The sequence below is a fragment of the Streptomyces sp. SJL17-4 genome, from assembly GCF_036826855.1.
Classification (GTDB): Bacteria; Actinomycetota; Actinomycetes; order Streptomycetales; family Streptomycetaceae; genus Streptomyces.
This window is the reverse complement of the sequence record NZ_CP104578.1, coordinates 7,353,908-7,371,710: the sequence shown is the minus strand read 5'-3', so window position 1 is coordinate 7,371,710 and position 17,803 is coordinate 7,353,908. Positions and strand designations below refer to the sequence as shown.

At 72.1% G+C, this 17,803-nt stretch carries 19 protein-coding genes; 8 read left to right on the top strand and 11 right to left on the bottom strand.

All coding sequences use genetic code 11. The features are described from left to right. Positions 1–28 precede the first annotated feature (28 nt). On the bottom strand, positions 29–1,243 hold the full coding sequence (locus N5875_RS33225) for an acyl-CoA dehydrogenase family protein (protein WP_338497902.1): 1,215 nt from the start codon (positions 1,241–1,243) through the stop codon (positions 29–31). A gap of 162 nt (positions 1,244–1,405) precedes the next feature. Here N5875_RS33225 and N5875_RS33220 point away from each other — a divergent pair, with 162 nt between their 5' ends. After that, complete coding sequence (locus tag N5875_RS33220) at positions 1,406–2,053, top strand: TetR family transcriptional regulator (protein WP_318206561.1); 648 nt, start codon at positions 1,406–1,408, stop codon at positions 2,051–2,053. A gap of 108 nt (positions 2,054–2,161) precedes the next feature. Here the strand turns inward: N5875_RS33220 and def are convergent, their stop codons facing one another. Then, on the bottom strand, positions 2,162–2,722 hold the full coding sequence (gene def / locus N5875_RS33215; RefSeq protein WP_318206562.1) for a peptide deformylase: 561 nt from the start codon (positions 2,720–2,722) through the stop codon (positions 2,162–2,164). A 126-nt stretch (positions 2,723–2,848) separates the two neighbouring features. Here def and N5875_RS33210 point away from each other — a divergent pair, with 126 nt between their 5' ends. The 5 genes from N5875_RS33210 to N5875_RS33190 all read left to right on the top strand — a co-directional run bounded on the left by N5875_RS33210 (position 2,849) and on the right by N5875_RS33190 (position 7,521). Then, a complete protein-coding gene (locus tag N5875_RS33210) occupies positions 2,849–4,096 on the top strand; it encodes a MurT ligase domain-containing protein (protein ID WP_030206784.1) in 1,248 nt (415 codons plus the stop codon). Positions 4,097–4,115: 19 nt separating this feature from the next. Then, positions 4,116–4,844: a glutamine amidotransferase gene (locus tag N5875_RS33205; RefSeq protein ID WP_318206563.1), complete on the top strand. Its 729-nt coding sequence runs from the start codon at positions 4,116–4,118 to the stop codon at positions 4,842–4,844. A gap of 191 nt (positions 4,845–5,035) precedes the next feature. Continuing rightward, the gene (locus N5875_RS33200) at positions 5,036–6,061 is read left to right on the top strand and encodes a 6-phosphofructokinase (protein ID WP_030316712.1); all 1,026 of its coding nucleotides are present in this window, start codon (positions 5,036–5,038) and stop codon (positions 6,059–6,061) included. A 115-nt stretch (positions 6,062–6,176) separates the two neighbouring features. Continuing rightward, positions 6,177–7,124 (top strand): cytochrome c oxidase assembly protein, encoded by a 948-nt coding sequence (locus N5875_RS33195; protein ID WP_318206564.1) that lies wholly within the window; start codon positions 6,177–6,179, stop codon positions 7,122–7,124. 184 nt (positions 7,125–7,308) lie between these two features. Next, positions 7,309–7,521, top strand: a complete 213-nt coding sequence (locus N5875_RS33190) for a hypothetical protein (RefSeq protein WP_318207401.1) — start codon at positions 7,309–7,311, stop codon at positions 7,519–7,521. Positions 7,522–7,574: 53 nt separating this feature from the next. Here the strand turns inward: N5875_RS33190 and N5875_RS33185 are convergent, their stop codons facing one another. Continuing rightward, positions 7,575–8,606, bottom strand: coding sequence for a DUF3048 domain-containing protein (locus N5875_RS33185; protein WP_338497894.1), 1,032 nt, complete (start codon positions 8,604–8,606; stop codon positions 7,575–7,577). Positions 8,607–8,685: 79 nt separating this feature from the next. Here N5875_RS33185 and N5875_RS33180 point away from each other — a divergent pair, with 79 nt between their 5' ends. Together N5875_RS33180 and N5875_RS33175 are read left to right on the top strand one after the other, a co-directional pair. Then, entirely contained in the window at positions 8,686–9,369 is a 684-nt protein-coding gene (locus N5875_RS33180; protein WP_318207346.1) for a lysophospholipid acyltransferase family protein, read from the top strand. Positions 9,370–9,481: 112 nt separating this feature from the next. After that, on the top strand, positions 9,482–10,519 hold the full coding sequence (locus tag N5875_RS33175; protein ID WP_338497892.1) for an NAD-dependent epimerase/dehydratase family protein: 1,038 nt from the start codon (positions 9,482–9,484) through the stop codon (positions 10,517–10,519). Between the two features lie 67 nt (positions 10,520–10,586). Here the strand turns inward: N5875_RS33175 and N5875_RS33170 are convergent, their stop codons facing one another. From N5875_RS33170 to N5875_RS33135, 8 genes are all read right to left on the bottom strand, one after another. Then, on the bottom strand, positions 10,587–12,167 hold the full coding sequence (locus N5875_RS33170) for an alpha/beta hydrolase (protein ID WP_318206567.1): 1,581 nt from the start codon (positions 12,165–12,167) through the stop codon (positions 10,587–10,589). Positions 12,168–12,357: 190 nt separating this feature from the next. Then, positions 12,358–13,101, bottom strand: a complete 744-nt coding sequence (locus N5875_RS33165) for an urease accessory protein UreD (protein ID WP_338499333.1) — start codon at positions 13,099–13,101, stop codon at positions 12,358–12,360. Next, entirely contained in the window at positions 13,098–13,775 is a 678-nt protein-coding gene (gene ureG, locus N5875_RS33160; protein WP_318206568.1) for an urease accessory protein UreG, read from the bottom strand. Before ureG ends, N5875_RS33165 begins: the two co-directional genes overlap by 4 nt. A gap of 53 nt (positions 13,776–13,828) precedes the next feature. After that, complete coding sequence (locus N5875_RS33155) at positions 13,829–14,512, bottom strand: urease accessory UreF family protein (protein ID WP_338497889.1); 684 nt, start codon at positions 14,510–14,512, stop codon at positions 13,829–13,831. Beyond that, on the bottom strand, positions 14,512–16,233 hold the full coding sequence (locus tag N5875_RS33150; RefSeq protein WP_338497887.1) for an urease subunit alpha: 1,722 nt from the start codon (positions 16,231–16,233) through the stop codon (positions 14,512–14,514). The genes N5875_RS33155 and N5875_RS33150 overlap by 1 nt, the downstream gene beginning before the upstream one ends. Further along, positions 16,226–16,606 carry an urease subunit beta gene (locus N5875_RS33145; protein ID WP_338497885.1) on the bottom strand — a complete coding sequence of 127 codons (381 nt, stop codon included), beginning with the start codon at positions 16,604–16,606 and terminating at the stop codon, positions 16,226–16,228. The genes N5875_RS33150 and N5875_RS33145 overlap by 8 nt, the downstream gene beginning before the upstream one ends. A gap of 13 nt (positions 16,607–16,619) precedes the next feature. After that, the gene (locus tag N5875_RS33140) at positions 16,620–16,922 is read right to left on the bottom strand and encodes an urease subunit gamma (protein ID WP_266975427.1); all 303 of its coding nucleotides are present in this window, start codon (positions 16,920–16,922) and stop codon (positions 16,620–16,622) included. 154 nt (positions 16,923–17,076) lie between these two features. Next, positions 17,077–17,703 carry a TetR/AcrR family transcriptional regulator gene (locus N5875_RS33135; RefSeq protein WP_318206572.1) on the bottom strand — a complete coding sequence of 209 codons (627 nt, stop codon included), beginning with the start codon at positions 17,701–17,703 and terminating at the stop codon, positions 17,077–17,079. Between the last annotated feature and the right edge of the window lie 100 nt (positions 17,704–17,803).

Sequence of the window (17,803 nt, the reverse complement as noted above, 5' to 3'; positions counted from 1 at the left end):
CCGCGGAGCCGGTTCGGACGCGTGCCGGCTACTTGGCGATGGCCCGGCTGATCACCATGCGCTGGATCTCGCTCGTGCCCTCGAAGATGGTGTAGATGGCCGCGTCGCGGTGCATGCGCTCCACCGGGTACTCGCGGGTGTAGCCGTTGCCGCCGAGGATCTGGATGGCCTGGGCCGTGACCTTCTTGGCGACCTCGCTCGCGTACAGCTTGGACATGGAGCCCTCGGCCGCCGTGAAGGGCTTGCCGGCCGTCGCCATCCAGGAGGCGCGCCAGACGAGGAGGCGGGCCGCGTCGATCTGGGTGGCCATGTCGGCGAGCTGGAAGGCGACGCCCTGGTTCTCGATGATCGGCCGGCCGAACTGGACGCGGGTCTTCGCGTAGTCGAGGGCGACCTCGTACGCGGCGCGGGCCGTGCCGACGGCCATGGCCCCGACCGCCGGGCGGGAGGCCTCGAAGGTGGCCATGGCGGCGTTCTTCACCTGCTCGCCGCCGGCCCTGGACTTCTCGCGGGCGCGGGCCAGGCGCTCGTCCAGCTTGTCCTTGCCGCCGAGGAGGCAGTGGCCGGGGATCCTGACGTCCTCCAGGACGACCTCGGCGGTGTGGGAGGCGCGGATGCCGTGCTTCTGGAACTTCTGGCCCTGGGAGAGACCGGGGGTGTTCGGCGGCACGATGAAGGAGGCGTGGCCCTTCGAGCCGAGTTCGGGGTCGACGACCGCGACGACGACGTGGACGTTGGCGATGCCGCCGTTGGTCGCCCAGGTCTTGGTGCCGTTGAGCACCCATTCGTCGGTGGCCTCCTCGTACACCGCGCGGGTACGCATCGAGGCGACGTCCGAGCCCGCGTCGGGCTCGGACGAGCAGAACGCGGCGACCTTGATGTCGTTCGCGTCGCCGTACATCTGCGGGACCCAGGTGCCGATCTGCTCCTCGGTGCCGTTGGCGAGGACGCCGACGGCGGCGAGGCCCGTGCCGACGATGGAGAGCGCGATGCCGGCGTCTCCCCAGAAGAGCTCCTCCATCGCCATGGGGATGCCGAGACCGGTCGGGTCGAAGAACTGCTGGGCATAGAAATCGAGCGAGTAGATGCCGATCTTGGCCGCTTCCTGGATGATCGGCCAGGGAGTCTCCTCACGCTCGTCCCATTCGGCGGCCGCGGGGCGCATCACATCGGCGGCGAAGCCGTGGAGCCAGTCGCGGACCTGCTTCTGGTCATCGTTGAGTTCGAGCGTGAACTCGCCCATATTCCCTCCCAGCTGTACGTTACTTGCGGTAACACCAGTCTGTTACCGGCTGGTATGGGCTGTCAACCTGCGGTGGAGCGATTCGGCCCGACCGGCAGCGGACACCGACCGGGTGTTACGTTGCGACAGCCTCACGAATCGCACGGGCGGGGAGACACGCTTATGGACATCGCACACCGGACCACCGACCAGCAGACGCCCGCCGAACAGCGGCGACGCGAACTGCTGGAGGCGGCGGACCGGGTGGTGCTCCGGGACGGCCCCAAGGCGTCCATGAACGCGATCGCGGCGGAGGCCGGCATCACCAAGCCGATCCTCTACCGCCACTTCGGCGACAAGGGCGGCCTCTACCGCGCCCTCGCCATCCGGCACACGGACGCCCTCCTCGCCTCCCTGCGGGCCGCGCTCGACGCGCCGTCCGACCGCCGCCGCCGCGTCGAATCCACCCTCGACACCTACCTCGCCTCGATCGAGGCGCTGCCCCAGGTCTACCGCTTCCTCATGCACCCGGCGGAGGAGTCGCACCAGACCGAGCAGGGCTTCGACGTCGGCCGTCACTCCGCCCCGCTGCTCCGGCGCATGGGCGAGGAGCTCGGCCAGGTCATCGCCGAGCGCGTCGACCTCGGCCCCGGCGCCGAGGCCCAGGCCCGGATCTGGGGGCACGGCATCGTCGGCATGATGCACGCGGCCGGCGACTGGTGGCTCGGCGAGCGGCCCTGCTCCCGCGACGACCTCGTCCGCAGCCTGGCCGACCTCCTGTGGGGCCGGCTCGCACAGGCACCGGACCTCCCCGGCGGCCCGGGGTTCTAGCCTCTGCGCCGGGGCCGTCGGGCCCGGACCGCCGAGCCCCGCCCCGGGAAGGCCGAGACGGTCCCGGCACCCCCGGCACCCCGGACCTTCCCGGGCCCCGGCGGCCCGTCAGCCCTCCAGCACCCCCGCCCCGCTCCCCCACGGCTGCTTGCGGATCGCGCGGATCAGACGTGACTTGCGCCACCCCGTGACGTGGTCCGCGTAGACCCCGCCCTCCAGGTGGTCGGCCTCGTGCTGGAGGCAACGGGCGAAGAAGCCCGTGCCCTCCACCCGTACCGGCGTCCCGTCCAGCCGTACGCCCTCGACCACCGCACGGTCGTAACGCGGCGTCGGAGCCTCGAGACCCGGCAGGGAGAGGCAGCCCTCGGCGTCCCGGAAGACATCGCCGTCGGCCTCCACCAGGCGCGGGTTCACGACATGTCCCAGGTGGCGGGTCTCCTCGTCGTCGGGGCAGTCGTACACGAAGACCCGCAGGCCCACGCCCACCTGGTTCGCCGCCAGGCCGACGCCGTTCGCCGCGTACATCGTGGCGAACATGTCCTCGACGAGCCGGGCCAGTTCGGGCCCGAAGTCGGTGACCGGGGCGCAGGGGGTGTGCAGCACGGGGTCGCCGAGCAGAGTCATCGCTCGGACCTGGCCGGAACTGCCGGGGATGGGGCGGTTTCGCATGGCGGTAAGGGTACGGTCCGCCGTGACCTGGCTGTTTCGCGCGGCCGCTCGGCGGTGCCGCTGTTCGGGCTGCTGGCCGGATCTCGATAGGCTGAGCCCGGACCGACGCAAGGAGGAACAAGAACGATGTCAGGACACCCCGGTAATCCAGAGCCGCTGTCGCCGCGCGCCAAGCTGGCCGTGACGGCGGGCAAGGCCGCGGCCGCGGTGTCGCGTGCGGCGGGGCGCGGCAGTGGATCCGTGATCGGCGGCAAGGTGGCGCTGCGGCTCGACCCGGACCTCCTGGGCCGGCTCGCGCAGCATCTGGACGTCGTCCTGGTGTCGGCGACCAACGGCAAGACGACGACGACCCGGCTGATCGCGGAGGCCCTGCGCGCCGCCGGCCCCGTCGTCTCGAACGCCCTCGGTGCCAACATGCCCGCCGGCATCACCTCGGCGCTCGCCGGCGGCTCGGACTCCAAGTACGGCGTCATCGAGGTCGACGAGAAGTACCTGGCCGGCGTCGCCCGCGACACCACGCCCAAGGTGATCGCGCTGCTCAACCTCTCCCGCGACCAGCTCGACCGCGCCGCCGAGACCCGGATGCTCGCCGAGAAGTGGCGCGAGGGTCTCAACGGCACGAAGGCCGTCGTCGTCGCGAACGCCGACGACCCGCTCATCGTGTGGGCCGCCTCCTCCTCGCCGAACGTGGTGTGGGTCGCCGCCGGCCAGGAGTGGAAGGACGACGCCTGGTCGTGCCCCGCCTGTGGCGGTGTGATGCAGCGTCCGGGCGACGACTGGTTCTGCGGCGAGTGCGGCTTCCGCCGTCCCGCGCCGAGCTGGGCGCTCAGCGGCGACCACGTGCTCGACCCGCACGGTTCGGCCTGGCCGATCCGGCTCCAGCTGCCCGGCCGCGCCAACAAGGCGAACGCCGCGACCTCGGCCGCCGTCGCCGCCGTCTTCGGAGTGCCGCCGCAGGTGGCCCTGGAGCGCATGTACCAGGTGCAGGCCGTCGCCGGACGCTACGACGTCGTCTCCTTCCAGGGCCGCGACCTGCGACTGCTGCTCGCCAAGAACCCGGCAGGCTGGCTCGAAACGTTTTCCCTCATCGACCAGCCGCCGACGCCGGTGATCCTCTCCGTCAACGCGCGCGGCGCCGACGGCACCGACACCTCCTGGCTGTGGGACGTGGACTACGGCCGGCTCGCCGGCCACCCGATCATGGTGATCGGCGACCGGAAGCTGGACCTCGCGGTCCGCCTGGAGGTCGCGGGCGTGGACTTCCGCGTCTGCGAGACGCTCGACGAGGCCGTCGCGATGGCCCCGCCCGGGCAGATCGAGCTGATCGCCAACTACACCGCCTTCCAGGACGTCCGCCGCCGCGTCGGCAACTGACCCGTAGAGGACTTGCAGCATGAGTGACAGCAGCCTGCGCCTGGTCTGGGTCTACCCGGACCTGCTCAGCACCTACGGCGACCAGGGCAACGTCCTCGTCGTCCAGCGCCGCGCGGAGCAGCGCGGCCTCCACGTCGAGCGCGTCGACGTCCGCAGCGATCAGCCGATCCCGACCTCGGGCGACATCTATCTGATCGGCGGCGGCGAGGACCGCCCGCAGCGGCTCGCGGCCGAGCGGCTGCGGCGCGACGGCGGCCTGAGCCGCGCCGCCTCCAACGGCGCGATCATCTTCTCGGTCTGCGCCGGCTACCAGATCCTGGGCCACGAGTTCATCAACGACCTGGGCGAGCGGGAGGCCGGTCTCGGTCTCATCGACGTGATCTCGACCCGCGGCGAGGGCGAGCGGTGCGTCGGCGACGTCCTCGCGGACATCGACCCGCGGCTCGGCCTGCCCCAGCTGACGGGCTTCGAGAACCACCAGGGCATCACCCATCTCGGCCCGACGGCCCGGCCGTTCGCCCGCACCGTGCTCGGCAAGGGCAACGGGACCGGCGACGGCACCGAGGGCGCGTACAACGACACCGTCTTCGGTACGTACATGCACGGCCCCGTCATGGCCCGCAACCCGCAGATCGCGGACCTGCTCCTGAAGCTGGCCCTCGACGTGAACGCGCTGCCGCCGACGGACGACCGCTGGTACGAGGCGCTGCGCGCCGAGCGCGTCGCGGCGGCCACGCAGCCCGCGTAGCGGTCACGCGGCCCGTCCGGGACGGGCCCCGGGGGCAACACACGCGCCGTTGTTGGTCCCTCGTACGAACGTACGTTGTCCACTGTGCGGACATCCGGTTCGGCCCCGCCACCCTGCGGCGATAGGGTGGCGGGGATCCAGCCGGACGACGTGGTCCGGGAGTCGGCCCACGTTGCAAAGGTTTTTGGGCTATGCGCATTGGCGTGCTCACCTCCGGCGGAGACTGCCCCGGTCTGAACGCTGTCATCCGTTCCGTCGTGCACCGCGCCGTCGTCGACCACGGCGACGAGGTCATCGGCTTCCACGACGGGTGGAAGGGCCTCCTGGAGTGCGACTACCGCAAGCTCGATCTCGAGGCGGTGGGCGGCATCCTGGCCCGCGGCGGCACCATCCTCGGCTCCTCGCGGGTCCAGCCCGCGCACCTGGTCGACGGCGTCGAGCGCGCCCGCGGCCATGTGGCCGACCTGGGGCTCGACGCGATCATCCCGATCGGCGGCGAGGGCACCCTCAAGGCCGCCAACCTGCTCTCCGAGGCGGGTCTCCCGATCGTCGGCGTCCCGAAGACGATCGACAACGACATCGCCTCCACCGACGTCACCTTCGGCTTCGACACGGCCGTGACCGTCGCCACCGAGGCCCTCGACCGGCTGAAGACCACCGCCGAGTCGCACCAGCGCGTCCTGGTCGTCGAGGTCATGGGCCGTCACACCGGCTGGATAGCGCTGCACTCCGGCATGGCCGCCGGCGCGCACGCCGTGGTCGTCCCCGAGCGCCCCTTCGACATCGACGAGCTGACCGCCCGGGTCGGCGAGCGCTTCGAGGCCGGCAAGCGGTTCGCGATCGTGGTCGTCGCCGAGGGCGCGAAGCCGCGTGAGGGCTCGATGGACTTCAAGACCGCGGGCACCGACATCTACGGCCACGAGCGGTTCACCGGGATCGCCAACCAGCTCTCCGTGGAGCTGGAGCGGCGCCTCGGCAAGGAGGCCCGTCCGGTGATCCTGGGTCACGTCCAGCGCGGCGGCACCCCCACCGCGTACGACCGCGTCCTCGCGACCCGCTTCGGCTGGCACGCGGTCGAGGCCGCGCACCGCGGCGAGTTCGGCATGCTGACCGCCCTGCGCGGCACGGACATCACGATGGTCCCGCTGGCCCAGGCCGTCGAGAGCCTCAAGACGGTCCCCGCCGACCGCTACGCCGAGGCCGAGTGCGTGATCTGACGCACGTCGGTACGCACGCGTGCGCGTGACACCGCCCCCGGTCGCAGTCGCGGCCGGGGGCGGTTCTAGTCTGGTGCGGACAACAAGCGCGAATCGGGCTCCAGGAGTACACACGATGGATCACAGCGGGCACGGCATGACCACGGATCTGCCGCCGTTCACGCTGGGACGGGGCCTGGAGTTCTCTCCCGACCTGTTCTTCCTGATCGGCTGCCTCGCGGCGCTCGGTCTGTACGGCTGGGGCGTGGCGCGGCTGCGGCGGCGCGGGGACGCGTGGCCGGTGAGCCGGACGGTGTTCTTCACGGTCGGCGTGCTGACCATCGCGCTCGTCATGTGCACCAAGCTCAACGACTACGGCATGGTCATGTTCAGCGTGCACATGGTGCAGCACATGGTGATCTCCATGCTGTCGCCGATCCTGCTGCTGCTCGGCGCACCGGTGACGCTGGCCCTGCGCGCGCTGCCGGTGGCGGGCCGGGGCTCGACCGGGCCGCGCGAGCTGCTGCTCAAGCTGCTGCACAGCCGGTACATGAAGGTGATCACGCACCCCGGCTTCACGATCCCGATGTTCATCGCGAGCCTGTACGCGCTCTACTTCACGCCGCTCTTCGACTTCCTGATGGGCTCGAAGCCGGGCCACATCGGGATGATGGTCCACTTCCTGATGGTGGGCGTGGTCTTCTTCTGGCCGATCATGGGCGTCGACCCTGGCCCGCACCGGCCGGGTTATGTGATGCGGATGCTGGAGCTCTTCGCGGGCATGCCGTTCCACGCCTTCTTCGGCATCGCGCTGATGATGGCCTCGGAGCCGATGGTCAAGGCGTACGCGAACCCGCCGGCCTCGCTGGGGATCGACGCGCTCACCGACCAGAACGCGGCGGGCGGCATCGCCTGGGCGTTCAGCGAGATCCCGTCGGTGCTCGTGCTGATCGCGCTGGTCTACCAGTGGTACCACTCCGAGCAGCGGCAGGCGGTCCGCCAGGACAGGGCCGCCGACCGGGACGGCGACAAGGAGCTGGAGGCGTACAACGCGTACCTCGCCTCGCTCCAGACCCGGCGGTGACGCTCGGCGTGCGGTGAACGGCCCCTTTCCGGGCCCGGCGCGGGACCTCGTACGGGGTCCGGCGCCGGGCCCGGTTCCGTTTCCGGCGCACGCCGGAGCGTCCGGGGAGTAGCGCGCGCCCCTCTCGGGGGGTCACGATGGCCTGGACGGCTTCCACGACCTCGGTCGGGAGGAGGGCGGACTGATGTCCGGTGGCACGAAGACGATGGCGGTGCTCACCTGCGCCGCGGTGGTGCTCACGACGGCCTACACGGTGGCGCTCGGCAGCAGTGGCTGGCTCTGGTTCGGCTCGGTGGTGCTCGTCGTGGCGACGATCGGCCTGGCCGCGTCGGACAGCGCGAGCCCGGCGGGACCGCGCGGCCGCCCGCCGTCGGGCCCTGGGCCGGCGAGCCCCTGAGTCGGCCCGATCGCCCGCGGCGCACTCCCGCCGCGCGCTGCGGCCTCGCGCGCTCAGCCGCGTGGTGCGAGGACCACCCAGACCTGTCCCGGTGCGAAGGCCAGCGGCTCGCCGCCCGGGGTCGTGAACGTGGTGCCCGACGTCGCCGACGTACGGGACCAGCGGGCCTCGTGCGCGCGCCCGTCGCGCAGGACGAGCGCGGTGCCGTTCCCGACGGTCTCGGTGTACGGGGAGACCGCGCCGGTGACGTCGCGGAAGCCGGAGGAGCGGACGGCGACGCGCTGGACGACCACGGTCGACGGGGCCAGGGGTCCCGTGTCGGTGGCGCGTGCCGCGCGGCCGTCCATCGCCACCCGCCAGGTCCGGTCGGAGGCGGACCAGGTGAAGGTGTAGCGGGCCGCCGGGTAGCGGACGGTCTCGGAGTCGACCGGGGTGCCTCCCGCCGGGGCGGGGCCGAAACGGAAGCCGATGTCCCGGGCGTTCTGGGGCTCCGGGACGGTGGCGAGGGCCCGTTCGGGGCGCAGGTAGAGGTTGTACGGGGCGGCCCGGTCCGGGGAGCGCCGGAAGGCGCCGGGGCTGGTGGTCTCGGTGACGGGGTGGAGCGGCGCGGCGCTCAGCAGCGGGTTCAGGGCGGACTGTGCCCCGGAGTAGGCGAGGACCGGCCGGCCGAAGGTGCCGAGCAGCTCTATGTCGGACTCGCGGGCGCTGCGGACGGGTCCGACCAGCTCGGGGAGGCGGGAGGAGTACACGGCGAGGAGCCGGGTCGCACCGCCCTCGACCTGTTCGACGTAGACGAGATCGGCGGTACCGAGCCCGGTGTGGGGGCGGGCCGCGGCCACGTTGTCGATCTTGACGGCGAGGACGGGGCCGGACCGTGCCGGGAGCCCGGTGAACGGGGACAGGCCGGTCGGGGCGGGGGGCGTCGGGGTGGGCGCGGGTGTCGTGGTGGCGGGCGCGGGCGTCGGCGTGGGGGCCGGCTCCGGCGGGCCCGAGTCGGAGCAGCCGTACAGCCCGGCCGCCGTCACCGCGCACAGCAGCGCGGTGAGGACGCGGCCGGGGCGCCTGGCTCCGCGCTCGCCGGTCATGGTGACGCTCCCCCACCAGTGGACCACGGGCCCGCGCACGGATACAACGGGCTTGACGGACGACGAACGGGGGTCGCGGGTGTTCTACCACCTGATGAAGTACGTACTGCTGGGACCGCTCCTGAAGCTGCTCTTCCGGCCCCGGATCGAGGGGCTCGAACACATCCCGGAGGAGGGTGCGGCGATCGTCGCGGGTAATCACCTCTCCTTCTCCGACCACTTCCTGATGCCGGTCGTGCTCGACCGGCGGATCACCTTCCTCGCCAAGCAGGAGTACTTCACGGGGCCGGGGATCAAGGGCCGGCTCACGGCCGCCTTCTTCCGGGCGGCCGGGCAGATCCCGGTCGACCGTTCGGGCAAGGAGGCCGGGAAGGCGGCGATCCGGGAGGGCCTCGGGGTGCTCGACCGGGGAGAGCTGCTCGGCATCTACCCGGAGGGGACGCGCTCGCACGACGGGCGGCTCTACAAGGGGAAGGTGGGCGTGGCGGTGATGGCGCTGACGGCCGGGGTGCCGGTGGTGCCCTGCGCGATGGTGGGGACCTTCGAGATCCAGCCGCCGGGGAAGGTCGTGCCGAGGATCCGCCGGGTCACCATCCGGTTCGGGGCGCCGCTGGACTTCTCCCGCTTCGCCGGGTCGGCGGGCGAGAGGGCGGTGGTCCGCGCGGTGACGGACGAGATCATGTACGAGATCCTCCGGCTGTCCGGGCAGGAGTACGTGGACGACTACGCGGCGGTGGTGAAGGCGGCGGAGGCCGACGGCTGAACCCGTGGCTGAACCCGTGGCGGGAAGTTCCCCCGCCGGGAACGCTCTGAGCGGATCCGCGCTCGGCGCAACCCGCTGGGCCGCCGCACCGGACGGTCGTAGCGTCACTCTCATGACCAAGGGAACCGCGTTCGTGCTGGGTGGATCGGGACAGGTGGGGCGGGCGGCCGTGCGGGCGCTCGCCGCGGACGGCTGGGAGGTGACGGCCGCCTCGCGGGGCGGCGGCAGGGACGAGAGGTGGCCGGCCGAGGTCCGGTCGGTGGCGCTGGACCGGACCGAGGAGGGCGCGCTCGCGGCGGGACTGGGCGACGGCTGCGATGTGCTGGTGGACATCGTGGCGTACGACGCCGGGCACGGCCGGCAGCTGACGGGGCTCGCGGACCGGATCGGTTCGGCGGTGGTGGTGTCCAGCGGCGCCGTGTACGAGGACGAGCGGGGGCGCAGCTTCGACACGCAGGACCGGCCGGACGGCTTCCCCGACTATCCGCTGCCGATCCCGGAGGACTGGCGGACGGTGGCGCCCGGCGACGGCACGTACGGCACGCGGAAGGTGGCGCTGGAGCGGGAGTTGCTCGCGGCGGGCGACGCCCTGCCGACGACGGTGCTGCGGGCCGGGGCGATCCACGGGCCGTACTCCCCGGGTCCGCGGGAGCTGTGGTTCGTGAAGCGGGCGCTCGACGGTCGGCCGGTGCGCCCGCTGGCGTACGGCGGGGCCTCGCGGTTCCACCCGGTGCACGTGGACAACCTCGCGGAGCTCGTCCGGCTGGCGGCGGCGAAGCCGGGCAGCCGGGTGCTCAACGGCGGGGACCCGGAGGCGCCGACGGTGGCGGAGATCGGGGCGGCGATCGACGCGGTCATGGGTGTCAGCAGTGAGGCGGTGCTGATCGAGGGCGCACCGCCGCAGGACGTCGTGGGGTCGACCCCGTGGACGGCTCCGCGGCCCGTGGTCTACGACATGGCGGCGGCGGAGCGGGAGTTGGGGTACCGGCCGGTGGTGTCGTACGCCGATTCGCTGCCGGAGACGGTCGCGTGGCTGACCGAGCGGGTGGCGGGCCGGGACTGGCGGGAGGCCTTCCCGGGTCTCGCGAAGTACGGGGTGGACTTCTTCGACTACGCGGCGGAGGACGCCTGGCTGGCGTCGCGGGGGTGACACGAGCGAGGGGAGGACGGGTGAGGGGAGGGACGGCTGTCCCTCCCCTCACCGGGCCGTCAGCGGGTCACGGCTTCGGGGTGGCGTGCGGGGCGCAGGTCTGGTCCCTGGCGTCCAGCTTGCCGGTCAGCAGGTAGGCCTCGACCTTGGTGTTGAGGCACGGGTTGACCAGGCCGGTGATGCCGTGCGAGCCGGCGTCCTTCTCGGTGATCAGGCGCGAGCCCTTGAACCGCTTGTGCAGCTCGACGGCGCCGGCGTACGGGGTGGCGGCGTCGCGCTCGGACTGGGCGATGAGCACCGGCGGCAGGCCCTTGCCGGTCTTCACCTCGGTCGGGCGCTGGCGCGGCGCGGACCAGGTGGCGCACGGCAGGTTCATCCATGCGTTGGCCCAGGTCATGAAGGGGTACTGCTGGTGGAGCCGGCTGTTGTCCCGGTCCCACTTCTTCCAGCTGGTGGGCCAGGGGGCGTCGGCGCACTCGACCGCGGTGTAGACGGCGTTGCCGTTCTCCGAGGCGGCGTTGCCCGCGGTGTCGGTGGGGTCGGAAGCCGCGTTGTCGATGAGCGGCTGCGGGTCACCCGCGGCGTAGGCGCTCCAGGCCTCGGCCACCGGTGCCCACATGGAGTCGTAGTAGGGGGCGTTCTGGAAGAAGCCGATGAGCTCGGCCGGGCCGACCTTGCCGCCGAGGGGCGCCTTCTTGGCGGCGGCGCGCAGCGTCACCCACTGCTGCTGGACCTCCGCCAGGGTGTCGCCGAGGTGATAGGTCGCATCGTTCTGGGCGACCCAGGTCATCCAGTCCTTGAGCCGGCCCTCGAAGGCGATGTCCTGGTCGAGGTTGACCTCGTACCAGATCTTGCGCGTCGACGGGTTCACGACGCTGTCGAGGACCATGCGGCGGACGTGGGTGGGGAAGAGGGTGCCGTAGACCGCACCGAGGTAGGTGCCGTAGGAGACGCCGACGAAGTTGAGCTTCTTCTCGCCGAGGGCGGCGCGGATGACGTCGAGGTCACGCGCGGTGTTGGGCGTGTTCATGAAGGGCAGCATGTCGCCGCTCTTCTCGGCACAGCCCTGGGCGTACTCGGCGGCGAGCTTGCGCTGCGCGCGCTTGTCTGCCTCGCTGTCGGGGACCGGGTCGAGCTTGGGGCCCTTGACGAACTCGCTCGGGTCGACGCAGGAGATGGGGGCCGACTTGCCGACGCCGCGCGGGTCGAAGCCCACGAAGTCGTAGGCCTTGGCGGCGCCCGCCCAGATGGCGTTCTTGGTGGTGACCCGGCGCGGGAAGCGCAGGCCGGAGCCGCCGGGGCCGCCCGGGTTGTAGAGGAGCGCGCCCTGGCGCTCGGCGGGGGTGCCGGTGGCGTTGATCCGGTCGACCGCGATCTTGATCTTCTTGCCGTCGGGCTTCGCGTAGTCGACGGGGACTGTGACCCAGCCGCACTGGATCGGCTTCTCCAGGCCCCAGTCGGCCGGACAGTCCTGCCAGTCGATGCCCGTCTGGGCGGCCCGCGCCGCGGCGACGGCGACGCCGATCGACTCGGCGTCGCGCAGGTGACGGTTGCTGTCGGCGTTCGCCGCCGGGGCCGCGAGCGCGCCCGCGACGAGCGTGCCCGCTATCAGGGTGCCGGCCGAGCCGAGCACTGCCGTACGTCTCAACGTGAACTCCCCCAGGATGAGCGCCACCCCCCGTGGCGGCGCTGTGTGTTGGCTGTCCGGGGGATCCTTTCGTCCCGGAGGCTCCCGATGAAAGGGCGAACACGTGTTTCTTTGCCGAACCAATAACCGGTGAACGGTGTACCGCTGAGCGGTGACCTCCGGCAGGTCACACGGATTCGGCCAGATTCGGTCAGAACGGGGCTAGTTCGGACAGAGCCGTGTCGAGCAGGCGCCGCACCGCGAGAGCGTCCGGGGCGACGGCGGTGGCGAGGGCCGCGGGTCCCGCGAGGGGGGTGACAGCGGCGTGCTCGCCGATCAGCCGTGGCCGTACCGGCTTCTCCGCGAACGCCGGGTCGACGACGAGGAGTTGCCCGGTGGCCCGGTGACCACCGAGGACCGCGCCACCGTCCCAGCCGCCGGGGGCGCCGGGGCCGAAGGCCAGCTCCTGGTCGAGGAGGGGACGCCCGGCGCGGCGGACGGTGAGGCGGGTGACGAGGGTGCCGGGCGGTTCGCCGTGCCGGCCGAGGATCTGTTCCTCGCGGAGGACCAGCCGGGCCGTGGCGGCGAGTTCGACGACGGTCCGCATCCGCAGGTCGGAGCCGTGCACGGAGACCACCTGCTCGGGCAGCCAGCGGAGCACCGCGCCCTCGCCGACGCCGATCCGGACGTCGTACGCGGCGGGCTCGGCGCCCCGGCCCGGCAGGGCGAGGGTGGCGGCGGCCGAGTCGACCAGGAGCCGGGCCCCGTCCCGTACCTCGGTCTCGACGGCGAGCCGGTCACCGCCGAGGGGCGCGCTCATCGCCCCGACGACGGTGACCCGGGTGTACGGACCGGAGGCCCTGGTCCGGCGCAGGGCGAGGGGCCCGTCGCTCACCAGCAGCGGCAGGCCGCCGTCGGCGTCGGCGGCGATCCGGGCGGTGGCGCGCAGGCTCACGCGGTCCATGCCCCGAGCCGGGCCCGGACCCAGTCGGCGACCGGGGCGACGCCGTCCTCGGCGCGCAACGACGTGAAGGCGACGGGCAGCTCGCCTCGCTGCTCCTCGGCGTCGCGTGCCATCCGCTCCAGGTCGGAGCCCACGTACGGGGCGAGGTCGGTCTTGTTGACGACGAGGAGGTCGGCGGTGGTGACGCCGGGGCCGCCCTTGCGCGGGATGTCGTCGCCGCCGGCCACGTCGATCACGAAGATCTGGGCGTCGACGAGTCCCTTGGAGAAGGTGGCGGTGAGGTTGTCGCCGCCGGACTCGATGAGGATGAGGTCGAGCGGACCAACGGTGTCTTCGAGCTCCTCGACGGCTTCGAGGTTGGCGGAGATGTCGTCGCGGATGGCGGTGTGCGGGCAGGCGCCGGTCTCCACGGCCTGGATCCGCTCGGGTGGCAGGACGGCGTTGCGGAGCAGGAACTCGGCGTCCTCCCGGGTGTAGATGTCATTGGTGACGACCGCGAGGGAGAGGGTGTCGCGCAGGGCCCGGCAGAGGGCGGCGACGGTGGCGGTCTTGCCCGAGCCGACCGGTCCGCCGAGCCCGATGCGCAGGGCCCGGCGGGTGCCGTCGGGGCGGTGGGCGTCGGCGGACACGGCGCCGTGGTGGGCGTGACCGTGGTCGAGGTGCATGGGACGGCTCCAGTGGTTCTCGGGGTGCGGGGCTTCTCGGGACGCGAGGGTCCTCAGGAGGCGAAGAGGCGGACGGGCCAGGACGCGTGCTGTTCGGCGGTGATGTCGAGGAGGGGCGCCGACGCCGCGGGCAGGGCGTCGATGCCCTGCCGGGCGGCGCGCGCCGCTTCCTCGGCGACCAGGTCCATGGCGGGGGCGAGTCGGGCGAGGACGGCGGTGGCCTGGAAGGGGTCCAGGCTCAGCAGTCGGACCGTGGCGGTGGCGGGACCGCTGACGGTCTCGTACGCGACGCAGTGTGCGGCGTCCGCGGGTCCGAGCCCCGCGGCGCGGGCGGCGACACCGAGGACGACGGGCTGGTGGGCGCCGCGCGGGAACGCGGCGGCGAGCGCGTCGAGTTCGGCGCAGGGCCAGGTGGCGCGGGCCGCGCGCATCATCTGCCGGCCGAGTCTGCGGGCGGCGGCGCGCAGGGCGGGCGAGGGGGTGCGGGCGTCGGCGGCCGCGTCGAGTTCCTCCGGGTCGAGTCCGTGCGCGGCCCCGGCGGCGAGCGCGGCGGAGGTGAGTCCGGTGGTGTGCAGCCTCCCCCGGCAGAAGGCTTCGAGTCCGGCGGCGTCCTTGATCCGTCCTGCCTTGACGGCGGCCTCGGCGCCGCCGGAGTGGGCGTGCCCGCCGGCGGGGAACCGCCCGTCGGCGAGCACGAGGAGCGCGGCGCGCTGGGCCGTCGGAAGAGGCTGTGTCATCAGAAGAGGAAGTAACGCTGGGCCATGGGCAGTTCGGCGGCGGGGGCGGGTTCGACCGCTTCGCCGTCGATCGTGACCGTGAAGGTGTCCGCGTCGACCTGGACCCGGGGCATCGCGTCGTTCTCCCGCATGTCCGCCTTGGACACCCGGCGGGTGCTGCCGATCGCGGTGAACTCCTTGTGCACACCGAGGCGTTGCGCGATGTCGTCCTCGATCGCCGCCTGGGCGACGAAGTTGACCGAACCGGCCGCCGCCGCTTTTCCGAGCGCGCCGAACATCGGTCGGGGCAGGACGGGCTGCGGGGTGGGGATGGAGGCGTTGGCGTCGCCCATCTGCGCGTAGGCGATCTGGCCGCCCTTGAGGACGGTGAGCGGCTTCACCCCGAAGAAGGCGGGTTCCCACAGCACCAGGTCGGCGAGCTTGCCGGGTTCGACGGAGCCGATGAGGTGGTCCATGCCCTGGGCGACGGCCGGGTTGATCGTGTACTTGGCGACGTAGCGGCGGGCGCGGTGGTTGTCGGCGCGGCCGTCCCCGGGCAGGGCGCCGCGTCGCTTCTTCATGACGTGGGCGGTCTGCCAGGTGCGCATGATCACCTCACCGATGCGGCCCATGGCCTGGGAGTCGGAGGAGATGATCGAGATGGCGCCGAGGTCGTGGAGGATGTCCTCGGCGGCGATGGTGGAGGGCCGGATCCGGGACTCGGCGAAGGCGAGGTCCTCGGGGACCGCCGGGTTGAGGTGGTGGCAGACCATCAGCATGTCGAGGTGTTCCTCGATGGTGTTGACGGTGTGCGGCCGGGTCGGGTTGGTGGAGCTGGGCAGGATGTACGGCTCCGAGACCACCGTGATGATGTCGGGCGCGTGCCCGCCGCCGGCGCCCTCCGTGTGGTACGCGTGGACGGTTCGCCCGGCGATGGCGGCGAGGGTGTCGCCGACGAAGCCCGCCTCGTTCAGGGTGTCGGTGTGGATGGCGAGCTGGGCGCCCGTCTCCTCGCACACGCCCAGGCAGGCGTCGATGACGGCGGGGGTGGCGCCCCAGTCCTCGTGGATCTTGAATCCGAGTGCTCCGCCGCGCAGTTGGGAGTGCATGGCCTCCCGGGACATGGTGTTGCCCTTGCCGAGCAGACCGATGTTGACGGGGAAGGTGTCCAGGGCCTCGAACATCCGGGCCGTGTGCCAGGGGCCGGGGGTGACGGTGGTCGCCTTGGTGCCCTCGGCCGGTCCCGTACCTCCGCCGACGAGGGTGGTGACGCCGGTGGCGAGGGCCTGCTCGACGACGGTCGGCGAGATGAAGTGGACGTGGGCGTCGACGGCGCCGGCGGTGACGATCCGGCCGTTGCCGACGATGATCTCGGTCTCGGGGCCGATCACGAGGCCGGGGTGGACACCGTCCATGGTGTCGGGGTTGCCGGCCTTGCCGAGGGCGGTGATCCGGCCGTCCCGGATGCCGATGTCGGCCTTGACGACGCCCCAGTGGTCGATGATCACGGCGCCGGTGATCACCGTGTCGGGGGCGCCCTCGGCGCGGGTGGTACGGGCCTGGCCCATGGACTCGCGGATGACCTTGCCACCGCCGAAGACGGCCTCGTCGCCGGCGCGGCCCGGGCCGCCGCTGCGGTCCTCCTCGATCTCGACGAGGAGGTCGGTGTCGGCGAGCCGGATACGGTCGCCGGTGGTGGGGCCGAACAGATCGGCGTAGACGGCGCGGTGCAGGTCAGGCACGGTCGGCCCCCTCGTCATCGGTGCGCTCGTGGGGCTCGTCCGCGCGGACGGCCCCGGTGTCGGTCGGGTCGAGCGGGCCCGCCGTCCCGCCGCGCAGGCCGGGCACGATCCGGCGGCCGGCGAGCGGAACGAGTTCGACCTCGACGGGGATGCCCGGCTCGAAGCGGACGGCGGTGCCGGCGGCGATGTGCAGCCGCTGCCCGTGCGCGGCGGCGCGGTCGAAGTCCAGGCCCGGGTTGACCTCGGCGAAGTGGTAGTGGGAGCCGACCTGGACGGGCCGGTCGGCGGCGTTGAGCACGGTCAGACGCGTGACGGGGCGCCCCTCGTTGAGGGCGACGGGGCCGTCCGCGTACAGGATCTCTCCGGGGATCATCGGCGCGGCCCGTTCAGACGATGGGGTCGTGGACGGTGACGAGCTTGGTGCCGTCGGGGAAGGTGGCCTCGACCTGGACGTCGTGGATCATCTCGGGGATGCCCTCCATGACCTCGTCGCGGGTGAGCACCTTGCGTCCCGAGGCCATGAGTTCGGCGACGGTACGACCGTCCCGGGCGCCTTCGAGGATGTGGGAGGTGAGGAGGGCGACGGCCTCGGGGTGGTTGAGGCGCACACCCCGGGCCAGGCGCTTGGCGGCCACGTCCGCGGCCACATGGATGAGCAGGCGTTCCTGTTCGTGCGGGCTCAGTTGCACTCTTCCACCTCACAGTCGTCGACCGGGACACCCGGACAGCTGCGGACCCTACCGACGGTCAACACCTTGTTGAACTGCGGAGATGCGGCTCGCGGCCAGACATTGCACGTTAGGGCGGAAGTTTTTCCGGCTCGTTAACTGCGGCTTTGCGTTTTCATGATCGTCGGACCGGATCGACCGACATGGACATCAGACCGCGGAGCCCGTCCTCCAGGACGTCGACGGTGACGTCGCCGAAGAGGGCCTGCTGGGCGATGAAGCCCTGGACGACGGCGATCAGCGTGCGGGCCACGTGGTCGGCGGGGACGTCGGCGGAGAGGATGCCGTTCTCCCGGTAGACGGTGACCAGGTCCGCCCAGACGACGCGCATGCCGTTGTAGCCCTCCGAGAGGGTCGTCGCCAGCCGCTCGTTACGCAGGGTCTCCGTCCACACCTGGATGATCAGGCGCGCGAAGGCCTGCCGGTCGGCGCCCTCGATCCGCTCCTCCAGGAAGAGCCGGAGCACCGCGCCGATCAGCACGTCGGGGGTGGGCGGCGGCGTGGTCCTCGACGCCTCCTCGAAGGCACCCCGGATCCCGGCGAAGGCCTCGGTCGCGATGGCCGCGATGATCTCGTCCTTGCCGCGGAAGTACCGGTAGACCGCGCCGGCCGACAGGCCGACCTCACTGAGCACGTCCTGCATCGAGGTGGCGTGGAAGCCGTTGCGGGCGAAGCAGCGCGCGGCGCCGTCGAGGATCTGGCGCCGCCGGGCGTCGAGGTGTTCCTGGGAGACACGAGCCATGGGACGAACCTAAAACGAATATTCATTCTTGACAACTTCCGTAGCCCGCAGGACAGTGAGGACATCTAAAAACGAACGATCCTTCTCTTTGAATCGAGGA

Bases quoted from the DNA above. Each gene is read 5' to 3' on its own strand.
- N5875_RS33225 (WP_338497902.1), bottom strand. From the start codon at position 1,243: ATGGGCGAGTTCACGCTCGAACTCAACGATGACCAGAAGCAGGTCCGC.
- N5875_RS33220 (WP_318206561.1), top strand. From the start codon at position 1,406: ATGGACATCGCACACCGGACCACCGACCAGCAGACGCCCGCCGAACAG.
- def (WP_318206562.1), bottom strand. From the start codon at position 2,722: ATGCGAAACCGCCCCATCCCCGGCAGTTCCGGCCAGGTCCGAGCGATG.
- N5875_RS33210 (WP_030206784.1), top strand. From the start codon at position 2,849: ATGTCAGGACACCCCGGTAATCCAGAGCCGCTGTCGCCGCGCGCCAAG.
- N5875_RS33205 (WP_318206563.1), top strand. From the start codon at position 4,116: ATGAGTGACAGCAGCCTGCGCCTGGTCTGGGTCTACCCGGACCTGCTC.
- N5875_RS33200 (WP_030316712.1), top strand. From the start codon at position 5,036: ATGCGCATTGGCGTGCTCACCTCCGGCGGAGACTGCCCCGGTCTGAAC.
- N5875_RS33195 (WP_318206564.1), top strand. From the start codon at position 6,177: ATGGATCACAGCGGGCACGGCATGACCACGGATCTGCCGCCGTTCACG.
- N5875_RS33190 (WP_318207401.1), top strand. From the start codon at position 7,309: ATGTCCGGTGGCACGAAGACGATGGCGGTGCTCACCTGCGCCGCGGTG.
- N5875_RS33185 (WP_338497894.1), bottom strand. From the start codon at position 8,606: ATGACCGGCGAGCGCGGAGCCAGGCGCCCCGGCCGCGTCCTCACCGCG.
- N5875_RS33175 (WP_338497892.1), top strand. From the start codon at position 9,482: ATGACCAAGGGAACCGCGTTCGTGCTGGGTGGATCGGGACAGGTGGGG.
- ureG (WP_318206568.1), bottom strand. From the start codon at position 13,775: ATGCACCTCGACCACGGTCACGCCCACCACGGCGCCGTGTCCGCCGAC.
- N5875_RS33155 (WP_338497889.1), bottom strand. From the start codon at position 14,512: ATGACACAGCCTCTTCCGACGGCCCAGCGCGCCGCGCTCCTCGTGCTC.
- N5875_RS33145 (WP_338497885.1), bottom strand. From the start codon at position 16,606: ATGATCCCCGGAGAGATCCTGTACGCGGACGGCCCCGTCGCCCTCAAC.
- N5875_RS33135 (WP_318206572.1), bottom strand. From the start codon at position 17,703: ATGGCTCGTGTCTCCCAGGAACACCTCGACGCCCGGCGGCGCCAGATC.